Raw genomic sequence first — 25,021 nt, 5'->3', positions numbered from 1 at the left:
AGCTGCGCCGACTTGATGCCGAGAATGACTTCAAGGTTAGACAGTCGCTCAGCCAAGGCGAAGGGACCACGTGGCCCGCCACGCTCGCCGCCATGGCGCGGGCCATGACGATCACCATGCTTGCGTCCATGATGGTCATGGCCACCTTTGGCTGGGCCGTCGCCGCGCTTCCAGTCTGGACGGCCGGGATCGCGGGGCGCCTCGGTTTGTGCCTGGTCGGCCGGACTTGGCTGGGCCCAGGCGCCGCCACCGACAACCAGTGGGATAGCGGCCACCGAAGCAAGGGCGGCTGTAGCAAGAGCTTTTATCATCTTCGTATCCTCCGTTGGGTACGAAGCGAGGAGTAATGCGCGGCTGTTTCCGGAAATGGGCGCGCAAATCTCGAAACGTGTCTGCCGCCAGCCCTTTTGTTACGAAACATTGCTGAGCGCACTGGGGCAACATTCGCTTGCAAAATCCTTTCCTGCGCCGGCTCAACGCGGAGTATGACATCCGTGCGCTTCACGGAACCAAAGGCATGCCACCCACCTCTGCCCATATCCTCGTTGTCGACGACGATCCGGAAATCCGGTCACTGCTCGGAAAGTATCTGGTATCGCAGGGCTTCCGGGTAACGCTGGCTGCCGATCGCCGCGATTGCGAAGCGCGCATCGAGGATACCAAGCTCGACCTCATCGTTCTGGATGTCATGCTGCCCGATGGGTCCGGCCTCGACATCTGCCGCGAGCTTGCAGGGCGGCGGCCGCACATCCCCGTCATTCTTCTCACTGCGCTGAAAGAGGATGTGGATCGGATCATCGGGCTGGAGATCGGTGCCGATGATTACCTCGGCAAACCCTTCAATCCGCGCGAACTGGTGGCCCGCATCAAGGCAGTGCTGCGCCGGACGGCAGGCGACAGCGACGCGGTTGAAACCGAGGACGTGTTCGAATTTGGACCCTTTGTTGCCGACACTGCGCTTCATCGCGTGACCGATGCAGCGGGCCAAGAGGTGGATCTCACGGGCGCGGAGTTCCTGCTTCTGCGAGTCATGCTCGAGCGTCCCGGCCGCTTGTTGTCGCGAGATCAATTGCTCGATCTCACACAAGGGCGGGAGCGCGATCCCTTCGATCGCTCGATCGACGTCCTCATCAGCCGGCTCAGGCGAAAACTGGAAGGTCCGATCGGCATGACGCTGTTCAAGACCGTGCGCAACGGCGGCTATCAGCTCGGCGTACCCGTCAAGAAAAGGGCGGCGCCATGAACACGCTGACACGCCGCATCACTCTGTTGCTGGTGTGCGCGATCATCCTCGTTGTGGGCTTGGCGACGCTGGCCGTGAGTACGGTGTATCGCGGCCCGCGTCCGGAAGCGACCATCGAGCCAATCGCACGGCAAATGCATTTGCTTGCGGATCTCGCCGAAGAGCGCGGCCAGCGTCTCGGTGTGCTTGGCGCCCATGTAGCGCCGGAACCAGCGAGCGGGCGTGCGCGCGAGGGGTTGTCGCGCTTCCTGTCTCGCGCTCTCGCTCAAACCGGCACGCCGCGCTTAGCTCAGGTGGTGCGAAGGCCCGGCGAACCCTATTTGACCGCATCCATACCGCTCAGCGATGGCCGCTATCTCATCGCCGAAATGCCGGAGTTTCGTCCGCCGGTGGACAATGCGCGTGTGCTCGTCGGATGGATCGTCCTGATCATCGTCGGTAGCATCGCCATCTCCGTTTTTGCTGCCCGCATGATTACGCGGCCGATCGCCATGATCGAAAAGGCGATCGCATCTATCGGACCGGACGGCGTGCTTGGCCTTATTCCCGAAGCTGGGAGCCGCGAAATGCAGGCAACGGCGCGTGCGCTGAACCGCCTTTCTGCGCGCCTTCGTCAAGCCACCGAAAGCCGCATGCGGCTCGTTGCTGCCGCCGGCCATGATCTACGCACGCCCATGACCCGCATGCGGTTACGCGCCGAGTTCCTACCCGACGAAGATCGCGAAAAGTGGTTGGCCGATCTCGACGAACTCGACCGGATCGCCGACAGCGCCATCCAGCTCGTGCGCGAGGAGGTGAACACCGACAAGCGCGAACCCATCCGCCTGGATCGCCTGCTGATCGACATCGTGGACGAGCTACGCGCACAGGGTCGCGATCTGGATTACGTGCCGGTCGGCCGCTTCTGGGTGGAGGCTGGTCCGCTGGCGCTCACCCGCGCGCTCCGCAACCTTCTGATCAACGCGGCCACCCACGGCAAAGGCGCTCGCCTCAAGCTGGAACAACAAGGCGACCGCGTCGCGCTCACGATCACCGATCGCGGTCCTGGCATCGCGCCGGAGCTCATCGAACAGGTCTTCGAACCCTTCTTCCGACCCGACATCGCCCGCCGCAAATCAGTACCCGGCGCCGGGTTAGGCCTCGCTATCGCCCGCGAAATCATCAACCGTTTCGGCGGTACGATCGAGATCGCCAATCACCCGAAGGGCGGCTTGGTTCAGACTGTCATATTCAAGGCGGTCAAAGCACCATCGAACGCCTATTGAAAGGTTAGGCAGCCTTGGGGCTGCCAGTTATTGTTCAAACCGCTAATGGCTTTGCAGGCCCTCCGAGGAGGGTTTGCCAAGTGAAGAAAGCCTGCTCCGGTAACCAAACCAGGCCTTATCTTGTTTGCGCCTAGCTCAAACCGACGCAACCATGTCCTTCAGGCGAGCGCAGGCTTTTTCGAGTTCCTCTTCGGAGGCTGCCATGGACAGGCGGATGTAGCCGGGGGCTGCAAACGCCGTGCCGGGGACGCTGGAAACGCCAAACTCCTTCAGGAGCAGCTGTGCTACGGCGGAGTCATCGGTCAGTTCGACGCCCGACTTCGTGGTGCGGCCGATCAGCTTGCTCACGCCGATGAAGGCGTAGAAGGCGCCATCGGGCGCGAGGAAGTCGATGCCGTCGGTCCCGGCGAGCTGCTTGGCTACGAGATCGGACCGGTTGCTGAACTTGGCGGTGCCTTCCGCGACAAAGGCTTGGTCACCCTCGAGCGCCGCAGTCGCCGCGGCCTGCGCCACCGGGCAGACCGAGGTCACGCTTTGCGACTGCATCTTGTTGATTGCCGAGATCAGCGCCTTTGGTCCTGCCGCATAGCCGACGCGCCAGCCGGTCATGGCATAGGCCTTGGAAACGCCGTTCACGATCAGAGTGCGGTCGCGCAGCTGCGGACAGGCTTCGCCGAACGAAACAAAAGACACGTCGCGCAGGAGGATGTGTTCATAGATCTCGTCGGACAGGACGAGGATCTGCGGATGCTTGTCGAGAACCTTGCCTAAGGCCTCGAACTCAGCTTGCGAATAGATCGCGCCGGTCGGATTGGACGGCGAGTTGAGCATCAGCCAGCGCGTGCGTGGCGTGATCGTTGCTTCCAGTTGGGCCGGCGTAATCTTGAACCCGCTTTCCGGACCGCACAGCGCATAGATCGGCTTGCCGCCATGCAGCGAAACGATGTCGCCATAGGAAACCCAGCAAGGTGCTGGAATGACGACCTCGTCGCCTTCTTCCAGCGTCACCAGAAAGGCGTCGAACAGGATCTGCTTGGCGCCGTTGGCGATGGTGAGTTCGTCCAGCGCGTAGTCGAGGCCGTTGTCGCGCTTGAACTTGGCGGCAATCGCCTTGCGCAGCGCTTCGTTGCCGGCCGCTGCACCATAGCGGATGCCCCCTGCCCGCACGGCATCGCAAGCGGCGTCGAGGACATGCGCGGGCGGCTCGAAGTCGGGCTCGCCGAGCGACAAATCGATGATGTCGCGGCCCTCGGCCCGCAGCTTCTTCGCCGCCATGGACACGGCCATGCTTGGCGAGGCCTGGATGTTGGACGACCTTTGATTTTCATAGTTCATCGCGGATGTTCCTTCGCAACAAGAATGAAGCCGCCCGAGGGCGGCTTCGTGGATGGATGGGCTCAGGCGGGCACGTAATCATAGTCGCGATCGCGTTTGGCCGCGTCCGGCTCGCGTTTCTCGACCGGCCCGTAGCCACCGCCACCCGGCAGTTCCAGGATGAGCCTGCGTCCGGCTGGAACATGCTGGCGGCCCTTTGCCTGCAGCACTGTTCCGTCATCGAGCAGCACGGCTCCAGCAGCACCGTCCTCGCCGCCTTCACGCCCGCGTGCCGGATGCTTGACGCGATCGAACATGGCGTTGAAGTAGATTTCGTGACCCTCGGTCGGGGAGATCTCGACGACCTGTCCAAGGCCGCCGCGGAACTGGCCGGCACCGCCCGACCCGTCACGCAGTTCCTTGCGCCAGAAGATCACTGGGCCGACATGCTCGGTGGCCTCGATCGACATGGAATGCACACCGCTGGGGAACGCCGTGGCGCTGAGACCGTCGAGCGTGGAACGCGCTCCGGCGCCACCGCTGTTGAACAGGAGCACTTCGGCACGCTGGCCGCCATCCTTGGGCGCCTTGTTGCCGGCAAGCGGGCGAGCGCTGACATGCAGGTTCCAGAGTGCGCCCGAGCCTTCCGCCGGAACGCGGCCGGGCAGCATCTTGTGAACGGCGCCGAGAACGGCATCCGGCACGAGATGGCCGAGAACGTGACGGACGGAAACGGGAGCCGGACGCTGTGCATTGAGAATGCAGTCGGTCGGCGCCGTCACCTTGAATGGCAACAGCGACGCATGGTTGTTCGGGATTTCCGGCGCCAACGAGCACTTCAACCCGTAACAGGCATAGGCTGCCGAATAGATCAGCGGGCAGTTAATGCCCTTCGGACTCGGCGCCGAGGTACCGGCGAAATCCGCTAGGATGTGGTCGGGATGAACGTCGATCCGCACGGCGATGTCGATCGGATCGCCATAACCGTCCACACGCATGGTATTGGAATAGGTGCCGTGCGGCAGATCCTTCAGTGCGTCGATCGTGGCGTCATAGCTGCGCTTGAAGATGAACTCGCCAAGACCTTCGAGATCGTCGAGATGGAACTCGTCCATCATGTCCATCAAGCGGCGGTGACCGATCTCGTTACAAGCGGCGAGCGAATAAACATCACCCACCACCTGATGGCTTTCGCGGACATTGTTGCGCAGGATATTGACGAGGTCCTTGTTGACCACGCCGCGCTCCGCGAACTTCATGATGGGGACGAAGATGCCCTCTTCATAAACTTCGTTAGCGTCCGGCCCGAAGCCGCGGCCACCGACATCAACCACATGCGCGGTGCAGGCGAAGAAGCCGGTCAGTTGACCGTTGCGGAAGCTGGGCGACACCACCGTGAAGTCGTGAAGGTGGCCGGTGCCCTTCCACGGATCGTTGGTGATGAAGACATCGCCTTCAAAGATATTGTCGCGGCCGATGTCGTTGATGAAGTGGCCAACGGCTTCGGCCATGGCATTGACGTGGCCGGGCGTGCCGGTGACGGCCTGGGCGATCATCAGGCCAGCGCGGTTGAAGACGCCGGCGGAAAGATCGCCGGACTCGCGCACGCTGGTGCTGAAGGCCGTGCGGATCAGCGTGACTGCCTGTTCTTCCACGACGGAGATCAGACGGTTCCACATGATCTGCATGTGGACATCGGAGAGCAAGGACTTGGACATGGGTTCAGTTCCTCAAGCGGCCTTGGCGCGCAGCAGCAGGCATCCGTCTGCCTGCATGATGGCGTCGCGGCTCGATGTGACGATGGTCGAGGTTTCGCGTTCGGTGATGACGGCCGGTCCGGCAATCCAGTCGCCCGGCTTCATGGCCGCGCGCTCGACCACGGCGGCATCAAGGAAGCGCTCTTCCAGCACGTCGAAGATCTGGCGGGTTTCACTGGAAACGGCCGCAGCCTGTTTGCTGACGGGGGCAGCCGGAGACGTTGGGGCGGCTTCCGCGCTGGCGCGCAGCGACCAGCTGACGATCTCGACATCGAGACCATCGATCACCCGGCCGAAGAAGCGCTCATAGCATTCATCGAAGAGCTTGCGGAACAGCTCGGCATCGGCATCCGCGTAGTCGCGCACTTCGATGGCGACCGGCACTTCCCAGCCCTGTCCGACATAGCGCATGTAAGCGGTGCATTCGAGGGACGGGTCCGCGTCAGGCGCGCCGGAGCGCACGAAGGACGTGGCCTCCGTGACAAGATCGTTGATCACCGCATTGACGGCGGCACCCTCGAACTTGCTCAACCGGCTGTATGCACTGCGGACCGATTCAAAGCCGAACGGTGCGCGCAAGAAGCCGATGGCGGAACCAACGCCTGCTCCTGGTGGGATCAGCAGGTCGTTGACGCCGAGCTTCTCACAAAGCCGTGCCGCGTGAACCGGTGCGGCACCGCCAAAGGCGATCATGGTGAACTCAGACAGTTCCTTGCCGTTTTCCACCGCATGCATGCGCGCGGCATTGCTCATGTTCTCGTCAACGACCTCGCTCAGACCGTACGCTGCCGTCGCAACATCAGCACCGAGCTTGCTGCCGATATCGGCATCCATCGCGCTTTCGGAAGCAGTGCGGGACAGTTTCATGGAGCCGCCGGCGAAGCTGTCAGGATCGAGCCGGCCGAGGATCACGTCGGCATCGGTGACGGTCGGATGCGTGCCGCCACGATCATAGCAGGCCGGCCCGGGTTCGGAGCCGGCGCTGTGCGGGCCGACGCGGATCTGGCGCATGGAATCGACGGTCGCGATGGAACCGCCACCGGCTCCGATCTCGACCATCTCGATCACCGGAATGGAGATCGGCATGCCGCTGCCCTTCTTGAAGCGCGTGGTGCGCGCCACTTCGAAGGTCTTGGACGTCTTGGGCGTTTGCTGCTCGATAAGGCAGATCTTGGCCGTGGTGCCGCCCATGTCATAGGACACGACCTGATCGAGGCTGTGATTGGCAGCGATATGGGCGGCAAAGATCGCGCCGCCGGCCGGACCGGATTCCAGCAGTCGGACGGGGAACTCGACAGCGCTCTCGACGCTGATGATGCCGCCACCGGAATGGATCATGAAGACTGGCGAAACCAGGCCTTCTTCGCGCAGACGCCCGACCAGACGATTGAGGTAGGAGGCCATCAGCGGCTTTACGTAAGCGTTGGCGCAAACCGTGTTGAAGCGCTGGAACTCGCGCATCTGTGGCGAGACTTCCGAGGATATGGAGACAGACTGGTCCGGCTTCTTGGCCAATAGACGGTCGCGGAAGCGGCGTTCATGCGCGCCGTTCAGATAGGAATGGATGAAGCCGACCGCGACGCTGTCATAGCCTTCGGCGATGATCTTGTCGCACAAGGTATCGACTTCGGCATCATCGAGCGGCTTCAGCGGCTCGCCGTTGGCACCCATGCGCTCATCGAGAACGAAACGGTCTGCGCGTCCTACCAAAGGCGCCGGCAGCACGATGTCGAGATCGTATTGCTCGAAACGGCTTTCGGTGCGCATCTCGATGACATCGCGGAAGCCCTTGGTGGTGACGAAAGCCGTCTTGGCACCACGGCGCTCGATCAGCGCGTTGGTGGCCAGCGTCGTTCCATGGATCACCGTATCGATCTGCGACACTTCAATCCCGGCTTTTTCCACCACCTCGCGAATGCCCTTGACGATCGCGGCTTCGGGAAAGGCATAGTCCGTAAGGACCTTGGTCGAATGAAGCACCGAGCCCACCTCCAGCGCCACATCGGTGAAGGTGCCGCCGATATCGACGCCGACCCTGATCAGTTCACCATCTGTCGTCATGTTGATGCGTAACTCCCGAGATGAGATCGTTGTTTGAGGCGGTCGCTGAAGGTTGATCTTCAGGCGCGCGTGAGGGTTCCCGCGGTCATGAGTGCCGCGAGTTCAAGTTGGTTGGAAACGTTGAGAGAGGGGTGCGGGCGCGATTGTGCGCCCGCCGTATGCGGTTACTGCTTGCCGGTGAAGTCGATGCCTTCAAGCGTGGTCGGCAGCTTCGGACGATCGAGGCCGATCCACTTCTTGTAGAGCGTGTCGAGCGAACCATCCGCCGTGTGGCGCGTGACGAAATCGTTCAGGAAGTCGAGCATCTCCTGCTCGCCCTTGCGAACGGCCATGCCCTGGAAATTGTCGGCGAGCTTGTACTTGCGATTGTACTTTTCGGCATTGCCGGTCTTCTCGATAACCAGGCCGTAAGTCAGGCTGCCGACGATGGCATCGACCTGGCCGGACAACAGCGCCTGCACTGTGGTGGCATCGTCATCGAAGCGCTTGATCTCGGTGCCTTCCGGCGCTGCCTTCTTGAGGACAGGATCGAACACGCTGCCGCGGTTTACGCCGATCACGAACTTGCCGAGATCCTCATTGCCCTTGATGTCGGCGTCGGTCTTCGCCCACACCGTGATGTCATTGGCGGAGTAAGGCAGAACATATTGGACGACCTTTGCGCGTTCCGGCGTGATGGTCATGGACGGCACAAGGAAGTCGACCATGCCGCCGGTCAGAAGCGGAATGCGGTTCTGGCCCGTGATGCGCTCGAAGCGCAATTCGACGCCGAGTTCCTTCGCGATGAGCTTGGCGACTTCGACGTCATACCCGTCGTTCTCGCCATTTTCGTTGATGAACCCCCAGGGGAACTGGTCCATCTGCACGCCGACCACGGCGACACCCTTAGCCTTGATTTCCTCCGGCGTGATGGCTTGAGCGGCGCTCATCATGGATGCCGACATAACAAGTGCGGTGACCACGCCGAGCGCGGGCTTTGCGTAAGAGAAGAGCTGTTTGATCATGTTCTTACCTCTGGTTTTGTTTCTTGGTTTATTCAGTGTCCAGCATTCAGGCGTCGTTCGATCCGTCCGCTGGCGTAGGTCAGCGGCAGGCAGATGATGAAGTAAAGGAAGCCGACCGCGCCGTAGACCTTGAGCGGCTCGAAGGTGATGTTGGCCATCAACTGGCCGGAGCGGGTGAGTTCCACGACGCCGAGAAGTGCGGCCAGCGCCGTGCCCTTGATGAGGTTGACAAGGAAGCCGATCGTGGCGGGCAGGCCGATGCGGAAGGCCTGAGGCAGCACCACATCCTTCATCAGGCTGACATAGCCGATGCCAAGCGCCCGCGCGGCTTCGCTTTGGCCCGAAGGAACAGCCTGGATGCTGCCGCGCCAGATCTCACCCAGAAACGCGCTGGTATGAAGCGACAAGCCGATGATCAGCGCGACCCAAACATCGACCTTGATGCCGAGCAGCGGCAGGCCGAAATACACGAAGAACAGCTGAATCAGGAGCGGCGTGCCCTGGAAGATCTGGATGTAGACCGTGGCTGCCCAACGCAGCACCTTGCTGTTGCTGGTGCGGGCAAGTGCCACCAGCAGGCCGCCGCTGCCGCCAACGATGAAGGCCAGAACGGACATAAGGATCGTCCATTTCGCCGCTTCCAGGATGAACAGGAATTCTGAGGTACCGAAACTGCGGATCATCGGCTCGAACTCACTTTGTCGGATAGGAGAAGTAGGCTTTGCCGATGAGTTGCAGAACGATAGAGAAGAACTGCGACAAAGCGAGATAGATGACGCCGAGGACAAAATAGACCTCGAAGCTGCGGAAGGTTTCCGCATCGATGGTCTGGCCGACATAGGTAAGCTCTTCCGCCGAGACCGAGGCCACCAGGCTGGAGTTCAGCATCATCAGAATGAACTGGCTGCACAAAGCGGGATAAACCGCGCGGATGGCTGGCCGGAAGATGATGTAGCGGTAGACATCGAACGTATGGAGCCCAAGCGCACGACCCGCCTCGATCTGTCCTTTTCGGATCGACTCCACACCGCCACGCACGATCTCCGCCGAATAGGCTGCGCAGTTGAGCGTCATTGCCAGGATGGCTGCCTGTTCCGCCGTCAGCGTGACGCCGAGGGATGGCATGCCGAAGAAGATGAAGAAGACCTGCACCAGGAACGGCGTGTTGCGGATCACCTCGATATAGGCGAGCGCTACCGCCGAGACGGCTTTGATAGGGCTCATGCGCATCAGCATGAAGACGATGCCGAGACACAGCCCCAGCGCCATCGAGATGCCGGAAATCTTCAGTGTCTGGAGTGCGCCTTGCAGCAGCGCCGGCCAAGCGTCCAGAACGGGGGCAAAATCGAATGTGTGTTGCATGCGCGCTGCCTTTTCTTGTGCCCGTACGATCTCTCTTTCGCGTCAGTGACTGAGGATCTGGCCGAGGAAGGCCTTGGCGCGTTCGTGCTTGGGATTTCCGAAGAACTCGGTAGGCGGCGCGCTTTCGATGATCTCGCCGCGATCCATGAAGATCACGCGATGCGCCACCGCACGGGCGAAACCCATCTCGTGTGTCACGCAGATCATGGTGATGCCGTCATCGGCCAGCGAAATCATCGTATCCAGCACTTCCTTGACCATTTCCGGATCAAGGGCGGATGTCGGCTCGTCGAACAGCATGATCTTGGGGCCCATGCAAAGTGCGCGCGCGATGGCCACTCGCTGCTGCTGGCCGCCGGACAGCTGTGCCGGATACTTGTTCGCCTGCTCCGCGATATGGACCCGATCGAGGAAGTGCATGGCCTTTTCCTTGGCCTGCGCGCCGGACGCCTTGTGTACGCGGCGCGGCGCCAGCATGCAGTTCTCGAGCACCGTCATATGCGGGAACAGGTTGAACTGCTGGAACACCATGCCGACATCGCGGCGGATATGATCGACGTTTGCACCTGTATGTCCGAGACGCGTTCCGTTGACGTCGATCGTACCTTCTTGGATTTCCTCTAGGTGGTTGATGCAGCGGATGAGCGTCGACTTGCCCGAGCCGGACGGGCCGCACAACACGATGTGCTCGCCTCGATTGACGCTCAGATCGATGTTCTTGAGAACATGGAGCGGACCGTACCACTTGTTGACGGCGCTCATCTGGATGGCGTTTTCAGACATCTATCTCTCGCTTCGTAGAAATCAGCTGAAACGGCTCGGCCCTTTAGGGCTGAACCTCAAAAATGGCATCGACCTCGACCGCGAAACCGCGCGGCAGGGAGCCCGCTCCAAGGGCGGTACGCGCATGTCTTCCCTTCTCTCCGAGCACTTCAACCAGAAGATCGGAAGCACCATCGATAACCGCTGGATGATCCTTGAAGGCGGGGATGGCATTCACGAAACCACGCAGCTGCAAGACCGCTGAAATACGATCCAAATCGCCATCCAAGGCTGAGGCGGCTCGTGCAAGCAGATTGAGCGCGCAAACTCTGGCAGCCTGGTAGGCTTCAGCAACATCCATATCCTGACCGACCACGCCTAGATAAGCGTCCACACCATCGATGCGCGGAACTTGTCCTGATATGTACAGCGTCTGCCCGCTCATTCGGAACGGCACATAAGTCCCGCTCGGTGAGGTGATTTCAGGCAGGCTCAGACCAAGCTCCGCCATCCTGGATGAGACAAGTCCCATTGCATGTTCCCTTTGTAGGCTCAGTCTCCAAGCATGCCCGGAGATCAATGTGATATTATCACTTGCCTTTCTTATGACGGTAAATTTGCGGATATAATACGAGTTGTCAAGACTGAACTGCATGAGCGTCGCTCGCATGACACGGCTGAACAGAACCTTCCTTATCCTATTGCTATCAAACATTTCTTTTCCGTTTTAGCTTGTTTTAAGTCGAAGGGCGTTCGAACTTTCCGGAGGTTTTTTCCAACACCAAGGACAAGAAAGAACGACTTTTGATGCGGCCGAGAGGGCTTATGTGCGCACACAGCAAGAACGTTCACCCCTAATAACCTAATGATATTATCTCTTCGACAGTGATGCTATCTTGCGCGGCCGATCAGTGAGCGATATCAAGCAATCAATGATCGTCACCGCAGGATGAACAGATTGAAATCTCTGACCTCACGCACGATCGAGAGTCTCAAAGCCCTGATCAGCGATGGGACACTGCAGACCGGCGATAAATTGCCGACGCTAGCCGAATTGGGCGACCAGATGGGTGTCAGCCGTACGGTCATCCGCGAGGCCGTTGCTTCGCTCCGCTCCGAAGGTGTTCTGGATGCCCGCCATGGCGTCGGCATCTTCATTCGTGACCAAAGCAAGGCTGCTGCTGCCGAACCACACGCCTCGGTGCTGGATCCTCTGGCCCGCCTGTCGCTCCCCTTTCTGGATCTGTTGGAGTTGCGCATGGCCTTTGAAGTGCATGCGGCCGGGCTCGCCGCTCAGCGTCGGTCCTGGGCTCAGGAAGCGAATATGTGGGAGGCCCTGAAGCAGTTCGAAGCAGCCGTCGAGGAGGAAGAGGGTCTCGACGACCATGACTTCGCCTTCCACCGCTCGATCGCAGAAGCGACCAACAATTCCGCTTTCACCGAATTCTTCAGCGTCATGAGCCGAAAAATCATGCCGCAGCAGACCTTCTCGCGCAATCTGCATCCATCACTCATCACGCGTGACTACATTCATAACACAGTGGTGGAGCACCGCGCGATCTGCGATGCGATCAGCTCCGGCGATGTCGAAGGCGCCAGGAAGGCCATGCAGGCGCATTTAACCCGCAGCCACCGCCGCTATCGCGGCTTCAACGGCGCGCAGGATGGCGCCAACGACATTCAAGCCAAGTGAGCGGCCGGCAACTCATGCCGGATGCTCAATGAGCACACTCAACGCACCCTTCCGTTGGTAAGTTGCGACTCGTCTGCTCTTGTTGGCACCGAGCAGGAACGGTGAAGATGCTGGGCGTATCGCCGAGGTGCCCGGCCACGTGTCAAACACTGCCGCGATTTAAGTTCGTGCGGTGTGCGCAGAGATCGCGAATGTTCTGGAGCCGTCCAGACCTTACACCGCTCATGCAAATCGCCAACAATTTATGCTTGTTCGCGTTGTGATCTCACGAAGGCTGCCTAGCTTAGGCTGATGCCTTTGTCGCCCATTCGTGTGATTGATCTCGAGACCGCCGGAAACGGTCCGCATCATGTCTGCGAGATCGGCTGGCAGGATGTTGCACAGGGCAGCGATGGGCGCTGGCATGTCAATGGGGAACGCGGCGCGCTGCTGGTTAATCCGGGTCGTCCGATCCTGCCTGACACGATGGCTGTTCACCACATCATCGATGCCGATGTCGCCGATGCGCCGTTCTGGAAGACCATCGCATCCAGCGTTCTGCGGCCCGAGAACGGTGTCCTTGCCCTCGCTGCCCATCGCGCTGCCTTCGAGCAGCGCTATTGCACGCCGAGGTTCACCAGGAACGCCGACTGGATCTGCACCTGGAAATGCGCACTGCGTTTATGGCCGCATCTTCCTCGGTTTTCCAACCAGATGCTGCGTTACCAGCGCATGCCCGAAGGGCTTGTTCGTGAAATCGGCCTGCCAGCCCATCGAGCCATGCCGGACGCCTATGTTACCGCGCACCATCTGCGCGACATGCTGAACGAGGTTTCCGCCGAGCAGCTCATCGCCTGGAGCAGGGAACCTGGTTTGCTGCCGCGCGTGCCCGCTGGACCCGAGCGTGGAAAGTCCTGGGATCGGCTCTCCTCGGATGTGCTGCAAGCCTTCGCCAGGGATCGCGACACGGACATCCGTTTCACCGCCCAGACCGAGCTTACCCGCCGCGGCGAATTCACCTTACCGGCACAAAGCCAGCCCGATCAGACCAGCCTCTTCTAGGCCTCCGGCGAGCGAAGTTCGCTGCGCCTGCTTCAGCTCTTCTGTTCATACTCGCAGTTCTAAAAACATCGAAGTATCATGCAGGGGAGGAAAATTATTCCTCCACTTATTCACGCCTGGCGGCCAAGTGTATTTTCTACCCTCCACCGGCAGCAGAACAAGTTTTTCGCGCCCTCAACTATCCAGGGATTGTTCGTTTTCGACCACGCAGTCCCCTCTGGGGAGCGGCGTTGACGAAGCGCTTTGATCGAATGTCTACTAATCTCATAGACAGATCCGCGGAGTGCATTCGTGACCGTAATTTCCATTAATCGCCGACGTTTCCTTCAGGTCGGAGCCGCCGGCATCGCCGTTGCTGCGACCGGGCGCCGTGCTTCCGCAGCCGGGACTTTGCCCAAGCAAATCCGCTTCTTCGGCAATCCGGCGGATTATGGCCAACCCTTCACCACCGGCATTCTCGGCATTGCCCATTCCGGCGGGTTTTTGGCCAAGGAGTTCGAGAAAGACGATGTCGAACTCACCTTCACCTATCCTGCCGGCAGCGGCCCGGCCATCAACGAAGCCATAGCCAATGGTCAGGTCGACTTTGCGCGCTATGGCGGCTTCCCGCACATCACCGGCAAGTCACGTGGCCTGCCAACCAAGTTGCTTGCCTCGGTCGGCATCGGCCATTCTTATCTCGTGGTGCGCAATGGTTTGGACGTCAAGACGGTTGCCGACCTCAAAGGTCTCCGCGCTGCGATCGGCCGGGGAACGGCACCGCACCTCGCTTTCATCCGGGTGCTTGAGCAGCATGGCTTGAAAGAGTCCGACGTCGAACTTTTCGATCTTGAAGGCGGTGACGAGATCGGCGCGATCGCATCGGGTGCTGTGGATATAGGCTGGGGTGGCGCCGGCTTCCTGAAGCTTGCCGAGGACGGCAATGCCAAGCTGATCTACACGTCCAAGGGCCAGGTAAGTCCAGCCAACAACTTCGGCGGCTTCTCCGTCACCGAAGATTTCGCTGCCAAATATCCGGAAACGACGCAACGCGTGGTCAACGCCTATCTCAAGGCCGCGCAGTTCGCGGCACAGCCTGAGAACTTTGCGGCCGTCTTGTCCCTTTACGAGAAGGCCGGCGAGAACCGTGCCGCGCTGGAGAGGGATCTGGCCGGCGTCGCCCTAGGCGAAGAACTGACACCCGTCATCGACGACTATTTCCTGTCGCAGTTCCAGGGCGGCATCGACTTCGCGAAGGAGAACAAGCTGATCCGTAGCGATGTCGACCTGAAGAGCTGGGTCGATCGCAGCTTCATCGACAAGGGCATTGCGGAGCTTGGTCTTCAGAAGACTTGGCCAAACCGCAAGGCTGACGGCAGCGTTTCTGCCTGAGCATTCAAGGACCGGGCTGCGCCTTCCAAGCATTGCCTGATCGGGACGCCGTATGACTATCGAGAGTCTTCGCGAGACTGCCGCGCTGCCTCATTCCCTGAGATCGCGCTTTCGCGTGCGTGGGAAAGCAGTGGGCTTAGCAGGCGTCAATTGGGCGGCAGCACTTATCCTGCCGCTCTCCATCCTTGCGCTTTGGCAAGCCGCTGCGGCTTATGCATGGGTTTCGCCGCTTATCCTTCCAGCACCGGCGCTTGTGCTCCAGTCCGCAACAGAGCTGTTCGGATCGGGGCAGATCTTTGCCGAAGTCGGCATCAGCTTCATGCGCGTGCTTGTCGGCCTGGCGATTGGCGGCAGCCTTGGTCTGGCATGCGGCGTGATGATGGCGCGCTCCGAGAGCTTCGAGGCCTATGTGGGGCCGACGATCCGAATGATCTGGCTGGTGCCGACACTTGGCTGGTTGCCATTCCTGATGTTGATCCTGGGCGTCGGCGAGTCGCTGAAATTCGCGATGATCGCCAAGACCTGTTTCTTCCCGCTGCTTGTCACGAGCTACGAGGGCACGCGCGCGCTGCCGCAACGCTACCTGGAAGTCGCCCGGGTCCTTGAACTGCCTCGCGGCCAGACACTGCGCAAGGTCATCATTCCGGCCATTCTTCCTTCCTTGTTCGCTGGCTTCCGCCTTGCTCTATCCAAAGGATGGCAGGCGCTTGTGGTGGTGGAACTGATCGCCTCGTCGTCGGGCATCGGCTACCTCATGAATTGGGGCCGCAAGCTGTTTTACCTCGATGTCGTCATCGTCACGATGATCCTGGTTGGCTTGATCGGCTGGACGCTCGACCGGCTGATGTTGCGTGCTGAGAAGCATCTCACGCTTTGGCAAGCACGGTCGGCCGGATGAGCATGCGCGCCCGCTCCCGTCTTGACCTGCGCGGTCTTGTGCTGCCGGCGGCCATCCTGTTGGCTTGGTGGGTCGTTTCGGCGAACGGGCTCGGCAACAACTATATCTTCGTCAGCTTCAGCCGTATTGGCGATGCGCTTGCGCAGTTCGTCAGTGACGGCACCTTATTGGCCGGAACGACCGCCACCCTGCTGCGCCTGCTGATCGGCTTCGCGCTTGGCGCTGCTTCAGGTCTGGCCATCGGCCTGCTGATTGGCCTGTCTTCAGCCGCCGGGCGCGTCATCAGTCCAACCTTCCACGCTTTGCGGCAGATCGCTGTTTTTGCCTGGATGCCGCTGCTGACCGCTTGGCTGGGCATCGGCGGCCAGACGATGATCGCCTTGATCGCGATCGGTGCCTTTTACCCAACCGTCGTCAATGTCGAAGCCGGCTGCCGCGGCGTGCCTTTGCCCTATCTCGAAGTCGGCCGGGTGATGGAGCTTTCCCGCTGGCAGACCATTCGCCGGATCATCCTGCCTGCCGCAGCTCCCTCGATCCTGGCAGGGCTTGAGCTGGCCGTGGCAACAGCCTGGCTGTCGACGATCGGCGCGGAATACTTCATTTCCGCAGGAGACGGCCTTGGCATCATCCTCGCAGCGTCCCGAATGCGCGGCTCGATGGACGGTGTGATCGTCGGCATCCTCGCCATCGGCCTAGTCGGCTTTGCTCTCAACCGGCTTCTCGCTTTCGCCTCCCGCAGAGCCTTCAAATGGCGGGCACCGTCGACATGACCGCATCCAGCCAAGGCAGCCAGAACCTGATCGCCGACGTGCTTGTAATCGGCGGCGGCCCTGCCGGGTGCTGGGCGGCTCTGTCTGCTCGCGAAGCCGGCGCGACTGTTATCCTCGCAGAGAAAGGCTATGTCGGCACGGCTGGAGCAACGGCTGCCGGTAATTCCTCGATCATCGACGCGGCGCCGGGCGCTGCACGCGAAAAGGCGATCGCTCAGCGCGAGGCGAGAGGCCTCGGTCTGGTGCGCGCAGATGTGGTCGACCGCGTTCTGGAAGAAACCTACATCCAGCTGAACCGGCTTGCCGACTGGGGTTATCGCTTTCCCACCATCGAGGATGGCACGCCTTGGCGCGGATCGATGCGTGGCGTCGATTATCTGCGCTTTCTGCGCCAGCGGTTGATCAAGAACGGCGTTACAATCCTCGACCAGAGTCCAGCGCTTGAGCTGCTGACGTCAGACGGCATCGTGAGTGGTGCTCGTGGCGTACGGCGCGTGGATGGTGAAGGCTGGCAGGTCAAAGCCGGCGCGGTGGTGATCGCGTCAGGCGGCTGCGCCTTTCTGTCTGGCGCGCTCGGCACCCGCAACCTCACGGGCGACGGCTACCTGATGGCTGCCGAAGCCGGCGCCAGCTTTTCAGGCATGGATTTCACCGGGCAATATGGCATCGCCCCGCTTCATTGCTCGGTGACCAAGGGCATCGTCTATTACTGGGCGACCTTCACCGATGAAGCCGGCACCATCATCGGCGGCAAAGGTGACCGGCAGGATGCGGTTGCAGCTGGACTGAAGAACGGACGGGTCTTTGCGGTTCTTGATAAAGCCTCGCCTCGGGTCCAGTCGGGCATGCGCGGCCAACCCAACGTCTTCATGCCGTTCGATCGGCAAGGCATCGATCCTTTCACGCAGCGTTTCGAAGTCGGGCTGCTTTATGAAGGCACCGTGCGCGGCAATGGCGGCCTGATCGTCGGCGACGATACCGCGACAGAAATCCCCGGCCTCTTTGCCGCCGGCGATGCGGCATCGCGTGAAGCGATGGCGGGCGCTTCAAGCGGTGGCGGTGGTCCGAATTCCTCGTGGGCCGTCGCAACGGGCCGGTGGTCCGGCATCAATGCCGCCAATTTTGCGGTGAAGATCGGCGCTTTGCAGGCCAAGCGCTTGTCACGTGGGGCGGGTGGCGCGGACTTGCGGGCCGTTGGTTCCACACAGGCTGACGCAAGTGAAGTTGTCAGCGCCATCCAGGCTGAAACACTGCCGCTGGATCGCGGCTTCTGGCGCACGGCCGACCGGCTGAACGCGTCGGCAGCAGCGCTCGATGCGGTCTGGCGAGACGCTTTGGATCTGCAGCATCGGATTGATCCCATCAAAGCGCGCGAAATCCTCGCCATGGCCGCCACGGCCCGCTGGATCAATGCCAGCGCTCGGCAGCGGAAGGAAACGCGGGGCATTCAAAGGCGAGTCGACATCCCGGGCACTGATCCGGAGCAAAGCGGCAGCATCCTTTCGGGTGGCCTTACCGCGATCTGGGCGGGGTCCGCACGAGCAAAACGGTAGGAAAGCCGGCCATGATTGAACTTGTGAGTGATACCCGCTGCATCGAATGCAACATCTGCGTAAAGGCCTGTCCGGACAACGTCTTCGATGCCGTGCCAAGCAAGCCGCCGGTGATCGCCCGCAAGGCGGACTGCCAGACCTGCTTCCTGTGCGAACTCTACTGTCCCGCTGACGCGCTCTATGTTTCGCCCATCATGGATGCGGATGATCCAGTTGTCGAACAGGAGCTAATCGAGGCAGGCTTGATGGGCGGCTTTGCCCGCGCGATGGGCTGGAGCAATGCCAAGCCGCGCGGAACCCATACCGACCCCACTTACCGCATGTTCGAGGACCGCAATCCATGAGCCTGGCAGCCTTGTCTCATCCAGAACAAACGGCAGCAATCGAGGTTCGAGGCGTGTCGCGCACCTTCACGACGGCCGGCGCCGACGTTCCTGCCTTACGGGATGTTTCGCTGACCGTGGCGGAAGGTGAGTTCGTCAGTCTGATCGGCCCTAGCGGTTGCGGCAAGTCGACCTTGCTGCGCATGCTGGCCGGGCTCGACCAGCCCGATCGCGGCACGGTCTCGGTTGAAGGCGATCCGGTTGCCGCCCCTTCCCTGTCGCGCGGCATCCTGTTCCAGGATCACCGTTTGCTGCCTTGGCTGACGGTCGAGCAGAACGTCGATCTCGGTCTGCACAAGTCGGGGCTGACAACACAGCAGCGGCAGCAGCGGGTCAGCGACTTGATCGCCCTTGTCGGCCTTGCCGGCTTCGAGCGCGCGTTTCCTTACCAGCTCTCGGGCGGCATGTCGCAGCGCGCTGCCATCGCGCGCAGCCTGGCCCCGCAACCCCGGGTGCTTCTGCTGGATGAGCCACTAGGTGCCCTCGACAGCCTGACGCGATCGAAGCTGCAAACCGAGCTACTGCGCATCTGGAAACATGAGCGCATCACCATGCTGATGGTCACCCACGATGTCGAGGAAGCCGTTTTTCTCTCCGATCGCGTCGTCGTCATGGAGCCGCGCCCGGGCCGGATCGCCGATATCGTCGACATCCCGCTTCCCAAACCCCGCCACCGCGGGGATCCAGCCTTTGTCGACATCAAGCTGAGGCTGCTCAATATTCTTGAGGTCGAAACTGCTCCGAACGGCAACATCGTAGCGCACTGAGTTCTGGCAGTCAGTCGCCAACACCGCGTGCGTCTGGATCATACTCCTCTGTGGTGCAGAGGCAGACTGCTGGAACAGGCGAAGGCCACCGAAAATGGCTTGGCGCGAGGTCATAGGGCCGATGTGGCAGACCAGTCGTGAACATCACGATGATGTTCAAGCCACCTGCCGCAGCGCCTGGGTAATCCGGTTCAGGTCCACCGGCTTTTCACAGCGGGTGATCTGTTTGAAACGATCAGGGATGGCCGATTCCTCATAGCCGGTGGCGAAAGCGAAAGGAACGTTGCGCTGGGTCAGCAAATCGGCGGCGGGAAAGACCATTTCGCCGCGCAGATTGATGTCGAGGATCGCGCCGTCGATCGCCGTCTCGCCCGCGATCAGTTCGAGCGCATCTTCAATCGTGCCAACGGGGCCAAGCACCGTGGCGCCGGCGTCGAGCAACTCGGTTCGCAGCTCGTCGGCCAGCATGTACTCGTCTTCCACCACGAGGATGCGGCAGTCACGCAGGGTCGCTTGATTCATGCTCGTTACCCTCCAAGGTGGTGGCGGAGACCGGCACCGAGATCGTGCAATGAACTCCGTCAGGCAAAAGCTCGTATGAGGTCTTGGCATCGAGCTGATAGGGTAGTGCCTGCTCGATCAGTTCGCGACCTTGACCCGAACCGCGCGGCGCCGATCCCGGTGGCTGCATCACGATACCAGTCTCACGCCAATCTATATGGAGCCACGGTTTGTTCCCTGGCCCTGACGGTTCCAACGACCAAGTGATCATCAGCTGCCCGGAGCTTTGCCCCAAGGCGCCGTATTTCACGGCGTTCGTGGCCAGTTCATGCAAGGCCATTGCTAGTGTTTGAACCGTCGTGGAGCGCAGGCGCACATCTGCCGGGCCTTCCACAATGGTCGAACCGGATTGGCCCTTCGTCACGCCATGAGCCGCAAGCTCCGTGTGGATCAATTCATCAAAGGTGACACGGTCACCATCTTTAAGGCGAGAGAACAATCCCTGAACCCGGGACAGAGCATCCAGCCTTTCGCGGAAGCTGCTTCTGAATTCCAAGAGATCGCCGCTGCTGCGCAGGGTCTTGTCGGCCATCGACCGCACGACGGCAATGAGATTGCGGGTGCGGTGCTGAAGCTCGGCGACCAGGACCTCCATGCGCTTGGCCGTCGCACGTTCATCGGTGATGTCACGGCCGATGCCGCCGATCTGCCGCACGGTGCCGTCGGCATCGAACAGCGGAAAGTCCGTATTTCGTCACCAGCGGATCTGTCCATCGACGGGGCGGCGGACGCGATATTCGAATGCCGCCCGTTCACCCTTCCTGACGCGGCGTATCTCGTCCATGGCATGCTCGCGGTCTTCCGGCAGGATGAGCTCGGCCCAGTTGCGAAGATCGTTTCCGCTGGTCGCCTGCTCGCGATCCAGGCCATAAATCGTCTCAAAGGCAGGCGTCAGATAGACCCATTGCAGGGTTTCGGCGTCGCGCAGCCACAGCACGTCGGAGGACGCCTCGCCGAACTGACGGAACTGCTCCTCGCTCGCCCGCAACCTTTCTTCGGCCGCGCGCGCGTCGGTGACATCTTCCATGATGCCGATCATGCGGACGGGCTGACCATCCGCGTCGTAGAAGAAGATACCACGCGCATACAGGAAGCGGATCGTGCCATCGGGATGAAGGGAGCGGAAGCCGTGTTCGTAATCGATGCGATTGTCGCGCGCTGTTGCAATGGCTTTTTCGGCCGCCGCGCGATCTTCGGGATGGACGCGCGCGATCCATGCTTCGTAAGTCGGCACGACCTCGCCGACCTCGTAGCCTTCCATCTTGTAATGCGCTTCGGACCAGTTGATGACGCCGGTCAGCATGTTCCAGTCCCAGCTGGCCAGGCCGCCAACGGTCAGGGCAAGGCGCAAGCGCTGTTCGCTCAGGCGAAGCGCGGCTTCCGCTTTGAAGGCGACGGTGAGGTCCATGAAGGTCACCACGGCGCCGCTGATATAGTTGTCGACGCTGCGGTATGGCAGGATGCGGGCCGTGAAATGACGACCTGCCGCAGGGTCGGTGACCTGCCGTTCCACCGAAACGAGCGTCTTCAGGACGCGGCGGACATCGTCCTGCAGCTCGGGGTAAGCAACGCGAGACACGACATGGTCGAGCGGACGGCCCACATCCGTATCGAGCAGATGGAAGATCTCAGTCGCGGCCGGCGTGAAGTTGCGCACGCGCAGGTCGTTGTCGAGGAAGACCGTTGCGATCTGGGTCGCTTCGAGCAGGTTCTTCAGGTCGGAATTGGTGCGGCCGAGTTCAGAAACGCGATGGCCGAGTTCGCCATTGACGGTCTGCAGTTCCTCGTTGACGGATTGCAGCTCTTCCTTCGAGGTCTCCATTTCCTCATTGGCGGACTGCAATTCCTCGTTGATCGACTGATATTCCTCGTTGGAGGATTTCAGTTCCTCGTTGGTCGATTCCAGCTCCTCAATCGTGGCCTGGAGCCGGTCGCGCGTAACGCGCAGGTCGGTTTCCAGGCGCTGAACATGCTCGTCCGCCGTCAGCCACTCGCCATCGCCCTTGGAACTGTTTTCCGCGACCTGACCGGCATCCTGGAACAGGACGATCAGGGACGTCACGTCTCCTTTGCCCAGCGGCTCGACCACGACATTGACGGCATACGCACGATCATCCTGGCGGATCACCACGCGCGGCACCTCGATGCGGGTTCCTTCAGCGGTAGCACGGTGCAGCGCGGAACGAAGATCGAGGCGAAGGTCGCGATGCGCGAGGCTTAAAAGATTGAGCGTGGCCGCGCCGGCGGCGGGTTCGAAATACCGCCCTGTTCGGCCCGAGAAATGCAGCACGTCTCCATGCGTATCAACAACGACATAGGCCGGCGCATAGCGTTCCGCGACCGCTTCAGCCTGGCGGTTGATCGAGCTGGTCAGCCGCGGTGCCGGCAGCCCTGAGGGCGGCGCCATGATCTGGGGATCGATGCTGCGCGGTCGTGGGCTGAGCGGAAAATCCGGAATGATGCGGGTTGCCGTTTCCAAACGGCGAAACACGCGGTTCTTGCGGTCGACCGGCGCGAACAGCTTGGCGTGGCGGGTGACGTTTTCCGACGAACCCAGAAACAGCACGCCGCCCGGTCTCAGCGAGAAATGGAAGATCGGAATGACGCGGTTCTGGAGGTCGCCATTCAGGTAGATCAGGAGGTTACGGCAAGACAGGATGTCGATGCGCGAGAAAGGCGCGTCCTTGACGACATTGTGCGGCGAGAAGATGCACATTTCGCGCAACTCCTTCGATACGCAATAGGTGTCGCCCTCGCGCACGAACCATCGTGACAACCGGTCGGGCCGCACATGCGCGGCGATGGTGCCGGAATAGCGCCCCGCCCGCGCGAGGCCGAGCGCCCTCGCATCGAGATCGGTTGCGAAAATCTGGACTTCGGGCGGATGGTCGAGCGTCGCCATATGCTCGCGCAGCAGGATGGCGATCGAATAGGCTTCCTCTCCGGTGGCGCAGCCCAGCACCCAGACGCGAAACTGGTCGCCGGCTTCCTTGCCTTCGAACAAACGCGGAATTTCCTGCTCCAGCGCTTCGAACTCGGCCGGGTTGCGGAAGAATTGCGTGACGCCAATCAGCAGATCCTGAAACAGGTTCTGTGCTTCCTCACGGTCACTGCGCAGCCGTTCGACATAGGCGTCGACGGTTTCGATCTGCAGGACCTGCAGCCGGCGGTGAACGCGCCGGGTAAAGGTGCCGCGTTTGTATCCATGAAAGTCGTGGCTGGTCACGTTGCGCAGAATGGTCGTGATCTGCGTGATCTGCCCTTCCAGATCAGCTGAAATCTCGCCATCCGCGCCAGTTTCGATGAGCTGAGACAGGTTTCTGGCATAAAGAAGGATATGCTGGGCGATCTCGTCGGCCGGCAGCTGGAGGTCGGCAGCACCAAGCGGCCCCACCCCGGCCTGGCCTGCTTCTTCGTCATTTTTCGCCAGTTCGGCGATCGACAACCCGCCGAACTTCTTGGTTGCGGTCACGCCTGCGGTGCCATCGCTGCCAAGGCCGGACAGGATCACGGCAATGGCGCGGTCATGGGCATGTTCGGCGATGGAGATCAGCATGGAATCGACGGTGCCGCGCTGGCCGATCGGCTCGGCAGCCGGCCGGATATGGACGTGACCATCCTCGATCGTGATCATGTCGTCCGGGCCGCCGACGAAAACCTGGTTCGGCTTCAAGCGCTCGCCATCGGCCGCGATGCTGACGGGCATGGAGACCTGCCGCTTCAGCACCTCGACGACGGTGCCGACATCGAGCCCTTCCTGCTGGCGCACGGCGACGAGATAAGCCGCGCCAAGTTCAGGATCGATATCGGCAAAGACCTGTTCGAACGAGCGAAGCGAGAGCGCGCAGACGCCGATCCCGACCACCGCAATGGTCTCCTGCTCGTCGGCTGACTCGGTTGGCTTCAACTGTTTCTGCATGGGACGGTCTGTTTCAGCTGCGAGTCAAAGGTCAAAGGCACTTGCAATGATAATCGCTTCGGCCGCCGTAAGTAGCCTGTCCGTCAGAGATCTTCTTCCGGCGAGCGACCATGGCGCAGTGAAAGAATGGCTGCGTCCCTGAGGGTCGCTGCGTAGCGCCGGCATTCTTGTCCTCGAGTTTCATAGAGCTTGGCGACCGCAGGGCGGCCGGTCTCGCGAGCATCACGCGTCATGCGATCAACCAGGGTCACGCGCTCTTCCATCACGCGCATTGCCACCCTGAACGCCTTGTCCACTTCCGTGACATGCGAGGCAAGCGCCTCGGCCGTGTAACCGTGACCGATCTGGCACCGGAAGCGAAGCGGGCGTGAACCACGCACCTCTGACAAAACTCCGTGACATCCGGGCAAGACAAAGGGCTGGGCTCGGCGATCTGGAGCAGATTGGCACTACCCAGCCGCCGGCCAGCCGCGATATCGGCTTCAAGCTGCAATTCGTCGGACGAACAATGAGACCCGTCCGCGCTGTCGCCGATAATACCCGCAATCACACTGCCGAGATCATCAGCGGACGCAACATGATCGGCATCGACGCTCTGAAGGGCAGCCAGCGGCATTTCATCCGCTTCGGCGTCGAGCGGATGCTGGACCACCGCCGTGCCACCACAGGCCTTGATCGTATGAAGGCCGGATGCGCCATCATTGAGCATGCCGGTCAGCACGACACCCACGACACGCGAGCCGAACGACAAAGCGGCGGAGCGAAACATCGGATCGATCGCCGGCCGGACCATGTTCTCGCGCGGTCCCATGCCCAGCCTGATCGTGTTGCCGATCAGCAGAAGATGGCGATCCGGTGCGGCGACATAGATCTGGCCCCGCTCGATCGGCTGGCCATCCAGCGCTTGCGACACTTTTCGCCCAACGGCGTTGGAAAGCATATCCGAAAGGTGGCCGGGCGAATTTGCCGGAATATGGGTGCTGATGAACACACTTGCCGCCAGATCCTGCGGCAGTTGGCCGATCAGCTTTCGCAGCACCGCACCGCTGCCCGCCGAACCGCCGATCGCGACAATGTCCTTTTTGGCCGGTGCTGTCATTCGGTGGTCCTTCCTGAACGGTCCGTATGGGCGCAAACAGGTTCCTCAGAACCTGCCGCCAGTGTCGTCAGGCTGTGAGCCTCAAGCTTCTCGAACCGAGCCGATGCGAGGCGGCAGGGGAAAACGGATCGTGCAACGGAGGCCATCGGCCTCCACGGCGAGCGCCGTGGTTGCCTTCATCTCATAGGCCAGCATTTG

21 protein-coding genes and 2 pseudogenes are annotated in these 25,021 nt (G+C 61.1%); 10 read left to right on the top strand and 13 right to left on the bottom strand.

Features of this window, described 5'->3' with window-relative positions; translation table 11 throughout:
• Positions 1-311: pseudogene (locus tag RTX98_RS04490) on the bottom strand (hypothetical protein); the annotation flags it as partial.
• 206 nt (positions 312-517) lie between these two features.
• On the opposite strand from RTX98_RS04490, the gene RTX98_RS04485 reads away from it, so the two are divergent.
• Positions 518-1,243 (top strand): response regulator, encoded by a 726-nt coding sequence (locus tag RTX98_RS04485; protein WP_312794889.1) that lies wholly within the window; start codon positions 518-520, stop codon positions 1,241-1,243.
• Positions 1,240-2,508 (top strand): ATP-binding protein, encoded by a 1,269-nt coding sequence (locus tag RTX98_RS04480; protein ID WP_312794888.1) that lies wholly within the window; start codon positions 1,240-1,242, stop codon positions 2,506-2,508. The genes RTX98_RS04485 and RTX98_RS04480 overlap by 4 nt, the downstream gene beginning before the upstream one ends.
• A gap of 135 nt (positions 2,509-2,643) precedes the next feature.
• Here the strand turns inward: RTX98_RS04480 and RTX98_RS04475 are convergent, their stop codons facing one another.
• The 8 genes from RTX98_RS04475 to RTX98_RS04440 form a co-directional block, all read right to left on the bottom strand.
• A complete protein-coding gene (locus RTX98_RS04475; RefSeq protein ID WP_312794886.1) occupies positions 2,644-3,843 on the bottom strand; it encodes a pyridoxal phosphate-dependent aminotransferase in 1,200 nt (399 codons plus the stop codon).
• 62 nt (positions 3,844-3,905) lie between these two features.
• The gene (locus RTX98_RS04470) at positions 3,906-5,540 is read right to left on the bottom strand and encodes a hydantoinase B/oxoprolinase family protein (protein ID WP_312794884.1); all 1,635 of its coding nucleotides are present in this window, start codon (positions 5,538-5,540) and stop codon (positions 3,906-3,908) included.
• 12 nt (positions 5,541-5,552) lie between these two features.
• Complete coding sequence (locus tag RTX98_RS04465) at positions 5,553-7,640, bottom strand: hydantoinase/oxoprolinase family protein (RefSeq protein WP_312794883.1); 2,088 nt, start codon at positions 7,638-7,640, stop codon at positions 5,553-5,555.
• 164 nt (positions 7,641-7,804) lie between these two features.
• Complete coding sequence (locus RTX98_RS04460) at positions 7,805-8,644, bottom strand: transporter substrate-binding domain-containing protein (protein WP_312794882.1); 840 nt, start codon at positions 8,642-8,644, stop codon at positions 7,805-7,807.
• A 32-nt stretch (positions 8,645-8,676) separates the two neighbouring features.
• On the bottom strand, positions 8,677-9,327 hold the full coding sequence (locus RTX98_RS04455; RefSeq protein ID WP_312794880.1) for an amino acid ABC transporter permease: 651 nt from the start codon (positions 9,325-9,327) through the stop codon (positions 8,677-8,679).
• Positions 9,328-9,337: 10 nt separating this feature from the next.
• On the bottom strand, positions 9,338-10,006 hold the full coding sequence (locus tag RTX98_RS04450; RefSeq protein ID WP_312794879.1) for an amino acid ABC transporter permease: 669 nt from the start codon (positions 10,004-10,006) through the stop codon (positions 9,338-9,340).
• 42 nt (positions 10,007-10,048) lie between these two features.
• The gene (locus tag RTX98_RS04445; RefSeq protein ID WP_312794877.1) at positions 10,049-10,789 is read right to left on the bottom strand and encodes an amino acid ABC transporter ATP-binding protein; all 741 of its coding nucleotides are present in this window, start codon (positions 10,787-10,789) and stop codon (positions 10,049-10,051) included.
• A 43-nt stretch (positions 10,790-10,832) separates the two neighbouring features.
• On the bottom strand, positions 10,833-11,300 hold the full coding sequence (locus RTX98_RS04440; RefSeq protein WP_312794892.1) for a RidA family protein: 468 nt from the start codon (positions 11,298-11,300) through the stop codon (positions 10,833-10,835).
• 426 nt (positions 11,301-11,726) lie between these two features.
• Between RTX98_RS04440 and RTX98_RS04435 the strand changes: the two genes are divergently transcribed.
• The 8 genes from RTX98_RS04435 (at position 11,727) to RTX98_RS04400 (ending at position 19,244) form a co-directional block, all read left to right on the top strand.
• Positions 11,727-12,461, top strand: a complete 735-nt coding sequence (locus RTX98_RS04435; protein WP_312794876.1) for a FadR/GntR family transcriptional regulator — start codon at positions 11,727-11,729, stop codon at positions 12,459-12,461.
• A 297-nt stretch (positions 12,462-12,758) separates the two neighbouring features.
• On the top strand, positions 12,759-13,502 hold the full coding sequence (locus tag RTX98_RS04430; RefSeq protein ID WP_312794875.1) for an exonuclease domain-containing protein: 744 nt from the start codon (positions 12,759-12,761) through the stop codon (positions 13,500-13,502).
• Positions 13,503-13,793: 291 nt separating this feature from the next.
• Positions 13,794-14,873: an ABC transporter substrate-binding protein gene (locus RTX98_RS04425; protein WP_312794874.1), complete on the top strand. Its 1,080-nt coding sequence runs from the start codon at positions 13,794-13,796 to the stop codon at positions 14,871-14,873.
• 52 nt (positions 14,874-14,925) lie between these two features.
• A complete protein-coding gene (locus tag RTX98_RS04420; RefSeq protein WP_312794873.1) occupies positions 14,926-15,771 on the top strand; it encodes an ABC transporter permease in 846 nt (281 codons plus the stop codon).
• A gap of 2 nt (positions 15,772-15,773) precedes the next feature.
• Positions 15,774-16,541: an ABC transporter permease gene (locus RTX98_RS04415; RefSeq protein ID WP_312794871.1), complete on the top strand. Its 768-nt coding sequence runs from the start codon at positions 15,774-15,776 to the stop codon at positions 16,539-16,541.
• Positions 16,520-18,094 (top strand): FAD-binding protein, encoded by a 1,575-nt coding sequence (locus tag RTX98_RS04410; protein WP_312794870.1) that lies wholly within the window; start codon positions 16,520-16,522, stop codon positions 18,092-18,094. The genes RTX98_RS04415 and RTX98_RS04410 overlap by 22 nt, the downstream gene beginning before the upstream one ends.
• Positions 18,095-18,105: 11 nt before the next feature.
• Positions 18,106-18,438: a ferredoxin family protein gene (locus tag RTX98_RS04405; RefSeq protein ID WP_312794868.1), complete on the top strand. Its 333-nt coding sequence runs from the start codon at positions 18,106-18,108 to the stop codon at positions 18,436-18,438.
• Complete coding sequence (locus tag RTX98_RS04400) at positions 18,435-19,244, top strand: ABC transporter ATP-binding protein (protein WP_312794867.1); 810 nt, start codon at positions 18,435-18,437, stop codon at positions 19,242-19,244. Before RTX98_RS04405 ends, RTX98_RS04400 begins: the two co-directional genes overlap by 4 nt.
• Before the next feature lie 156 nt (positions 19,245-19,400).
• Here the strand turns inward: RTX98_RS04400 and RTX98_RS04395 are convergent, their stop codons facing one another.
• From RTX98_RS04395 to RTX98_RS04385, 4 genes and pseudogenes are all read right to left on the bottom strand, one after another.
• Entirely contained in the window at positions 19,401-19,766 is a 366-nt protein-coding gene (locus RTX98_RS04395; RefSeq protein ID WP_312794866.1) for a response regulator, read from the bottom strand.
• Positions 19,744-20,460 (bottom strand): sensor histidine kinase, encoded by a 717-nt coding sequence (locus RTX98_RS20765; RefSeq protein ID WP_416223063.1) that lies wholly within the window; start codon positions 20,458-20,460, stop codon positions 19,744-19,746. The genes RTX98_RS04395 and RTX98_RS20765 overlap by 23 nt, the downstream gene beginning before the upstream one ends.
• Positions 20,461-20,499: 39 nt before the next feature.
• Complete coding sequence (locus tag RTX98_RS04390; RefSeq protein ID WP_416223062.1) at positions 20,500-23,724, bottom strand: CheR family methyltransferase; 3,225 nt, start codon at positions 23,722-23,724, stop codon at positions 20,500-20,502.
• Positions 23,725-23,807: 83 nt separating this feature from the next.
• Positions 23,808-24,823, bottom strand: a pseudogene (locus RTX98_RS04385) (chemotaxis protein CheB).
• Positions 24,824-25,021: the final 198 nt, after the last annotated feature.

This window comes from Tianweitania sp., from assembly GCF_032053605.1.
Classification (GTDB): domain Bacteria; phylum Pseudomonadota; class Alphaproteobacteria; order Rhizobiales; family Rhizobiaceae; genus Tianweitania.
This window is presented reverse-complemented; position numbering and strand designations above follow the sequence as displayed.

Bases quoted from the DNA above. Each gene is read 5' to 3' on its own strand.
- RTX98_RS04485 (WP_312794889.1), top strand. From the start codon at position 518: ATGCCACCCACCTCTGCCCATATCCTCGTTGTCGACGACGATCCGGAA.
- RTX98_RS04480 (WP_312794888.1), top strand. From the start codon at position 1,240: ATGAACACGCTGACACGCCGCATCACTCTGTTGCTGGTGTGCGCGATC.
- RTX98_RS04475 (WP_312794886.1), bottom strand. From the start codon at position 3,843: ATGAACTATGAAAATCAAAGGTCGTCCAACATCCAGGCCTCGCCAAGC.
- RTX98_RS04470 (WP_312794884.1), bottom strand. From the start codon at position 5,540: ATGTCCAAGTCCTTGCTCTCCGATGTCCACATGCAGATCATGTGGAAC.
- RTX98_RS04465 (WP_312794883.1), bottom strand. From the start codon at position 7,640: ATGACGACAGATGGTGAACTGATCAGGGTCGGCGTCGATATCGGCGGC.
- RTX98_RS04460 (WP_312794882.1), bottom strand. From the start codon at position 8,644: ATGATCAAACAGCTCTTCTCTTACGCAAAGCCCGCGCTCGGCGTGGTC.
- RTX98_RS04455 (WP_312794880.1), bottom strand. From the start codon at position 9,327: ATGATCCGCAGTTTCGGTACCTCAGAATTCCTGTTCATCCTGGAAGCG.
- RTX98_RS04450 (WP_312794879.1), bottom strand. From the start codon at position 10,006: ATGCAACACACATTCGATTTTGCCCCCGTTCTGGACGCTTGGCCGGCG.
- RTX98_RS04445 (WP_312794877.1), bottom strand. From the start codon at position 10,789: ATGTCTGAAAACGCCATCCAGATGAGCGCCGTCAACAAGTGGTACGGT.
- RTX98_RS04440 (WP_312794892.1), bottom strand. From the start codon at position 11,300: ATGGGACTTGTCTCATCCAGGATGGCGGAGCTTGGTCTGAGCCTGCCT.
- RTX98_RS04420 (WP_312794873.1), top strand. From the start codon at position 14,926: ATGACTATCGAGAGTCTTCGCGAGACTGCCGCGCTGCCTCATTCCCTG.
- RTX98_RS04415 (WP_312794871.1), top strand. From the start codon at position 15,774: ATGCGCGCCCGCTCCCGTCTTGACCTGCGCGGTCTTGTGCTGCCGGCG.
- RTX98_RS04410 (WP_312794870.1), top strand. From the start codon at position 16,520: ATGGCGGGCACCGTCGACATGACCGCATCCAGCCAAGGCAGCCAGAAC.
- RTX98_RS04405 (WP_312794868.1), top strand. From the start codon at position 18,106: ATGATTGAACTTGTGAGTGATACCCGCTGCATCGAATGCAACATCTGC.
- RTX98_RS04400 (WP_312794867.1), top strand. From the start codon at position 18,435: ATGAGCCTGGCAGCCTTGTCTCATCCAGAACAAACGGCAGCAATCGAG.
- RTX98_RS04395 (WP_312794866.1), bottom strand. From the start codon at position 19,766: ATGAATCAAGCGACCCTGCGTGACTGCCGCATCCTCGTGGTGGAAGAC.
- RTX98_RS04390 (WP_416223062.1), bottom strand. From the start codon at position 23,724: ATGCAGAAACAGTTGAAGCCAACCGAGTCAGCCGACGAGCAGGAGACC.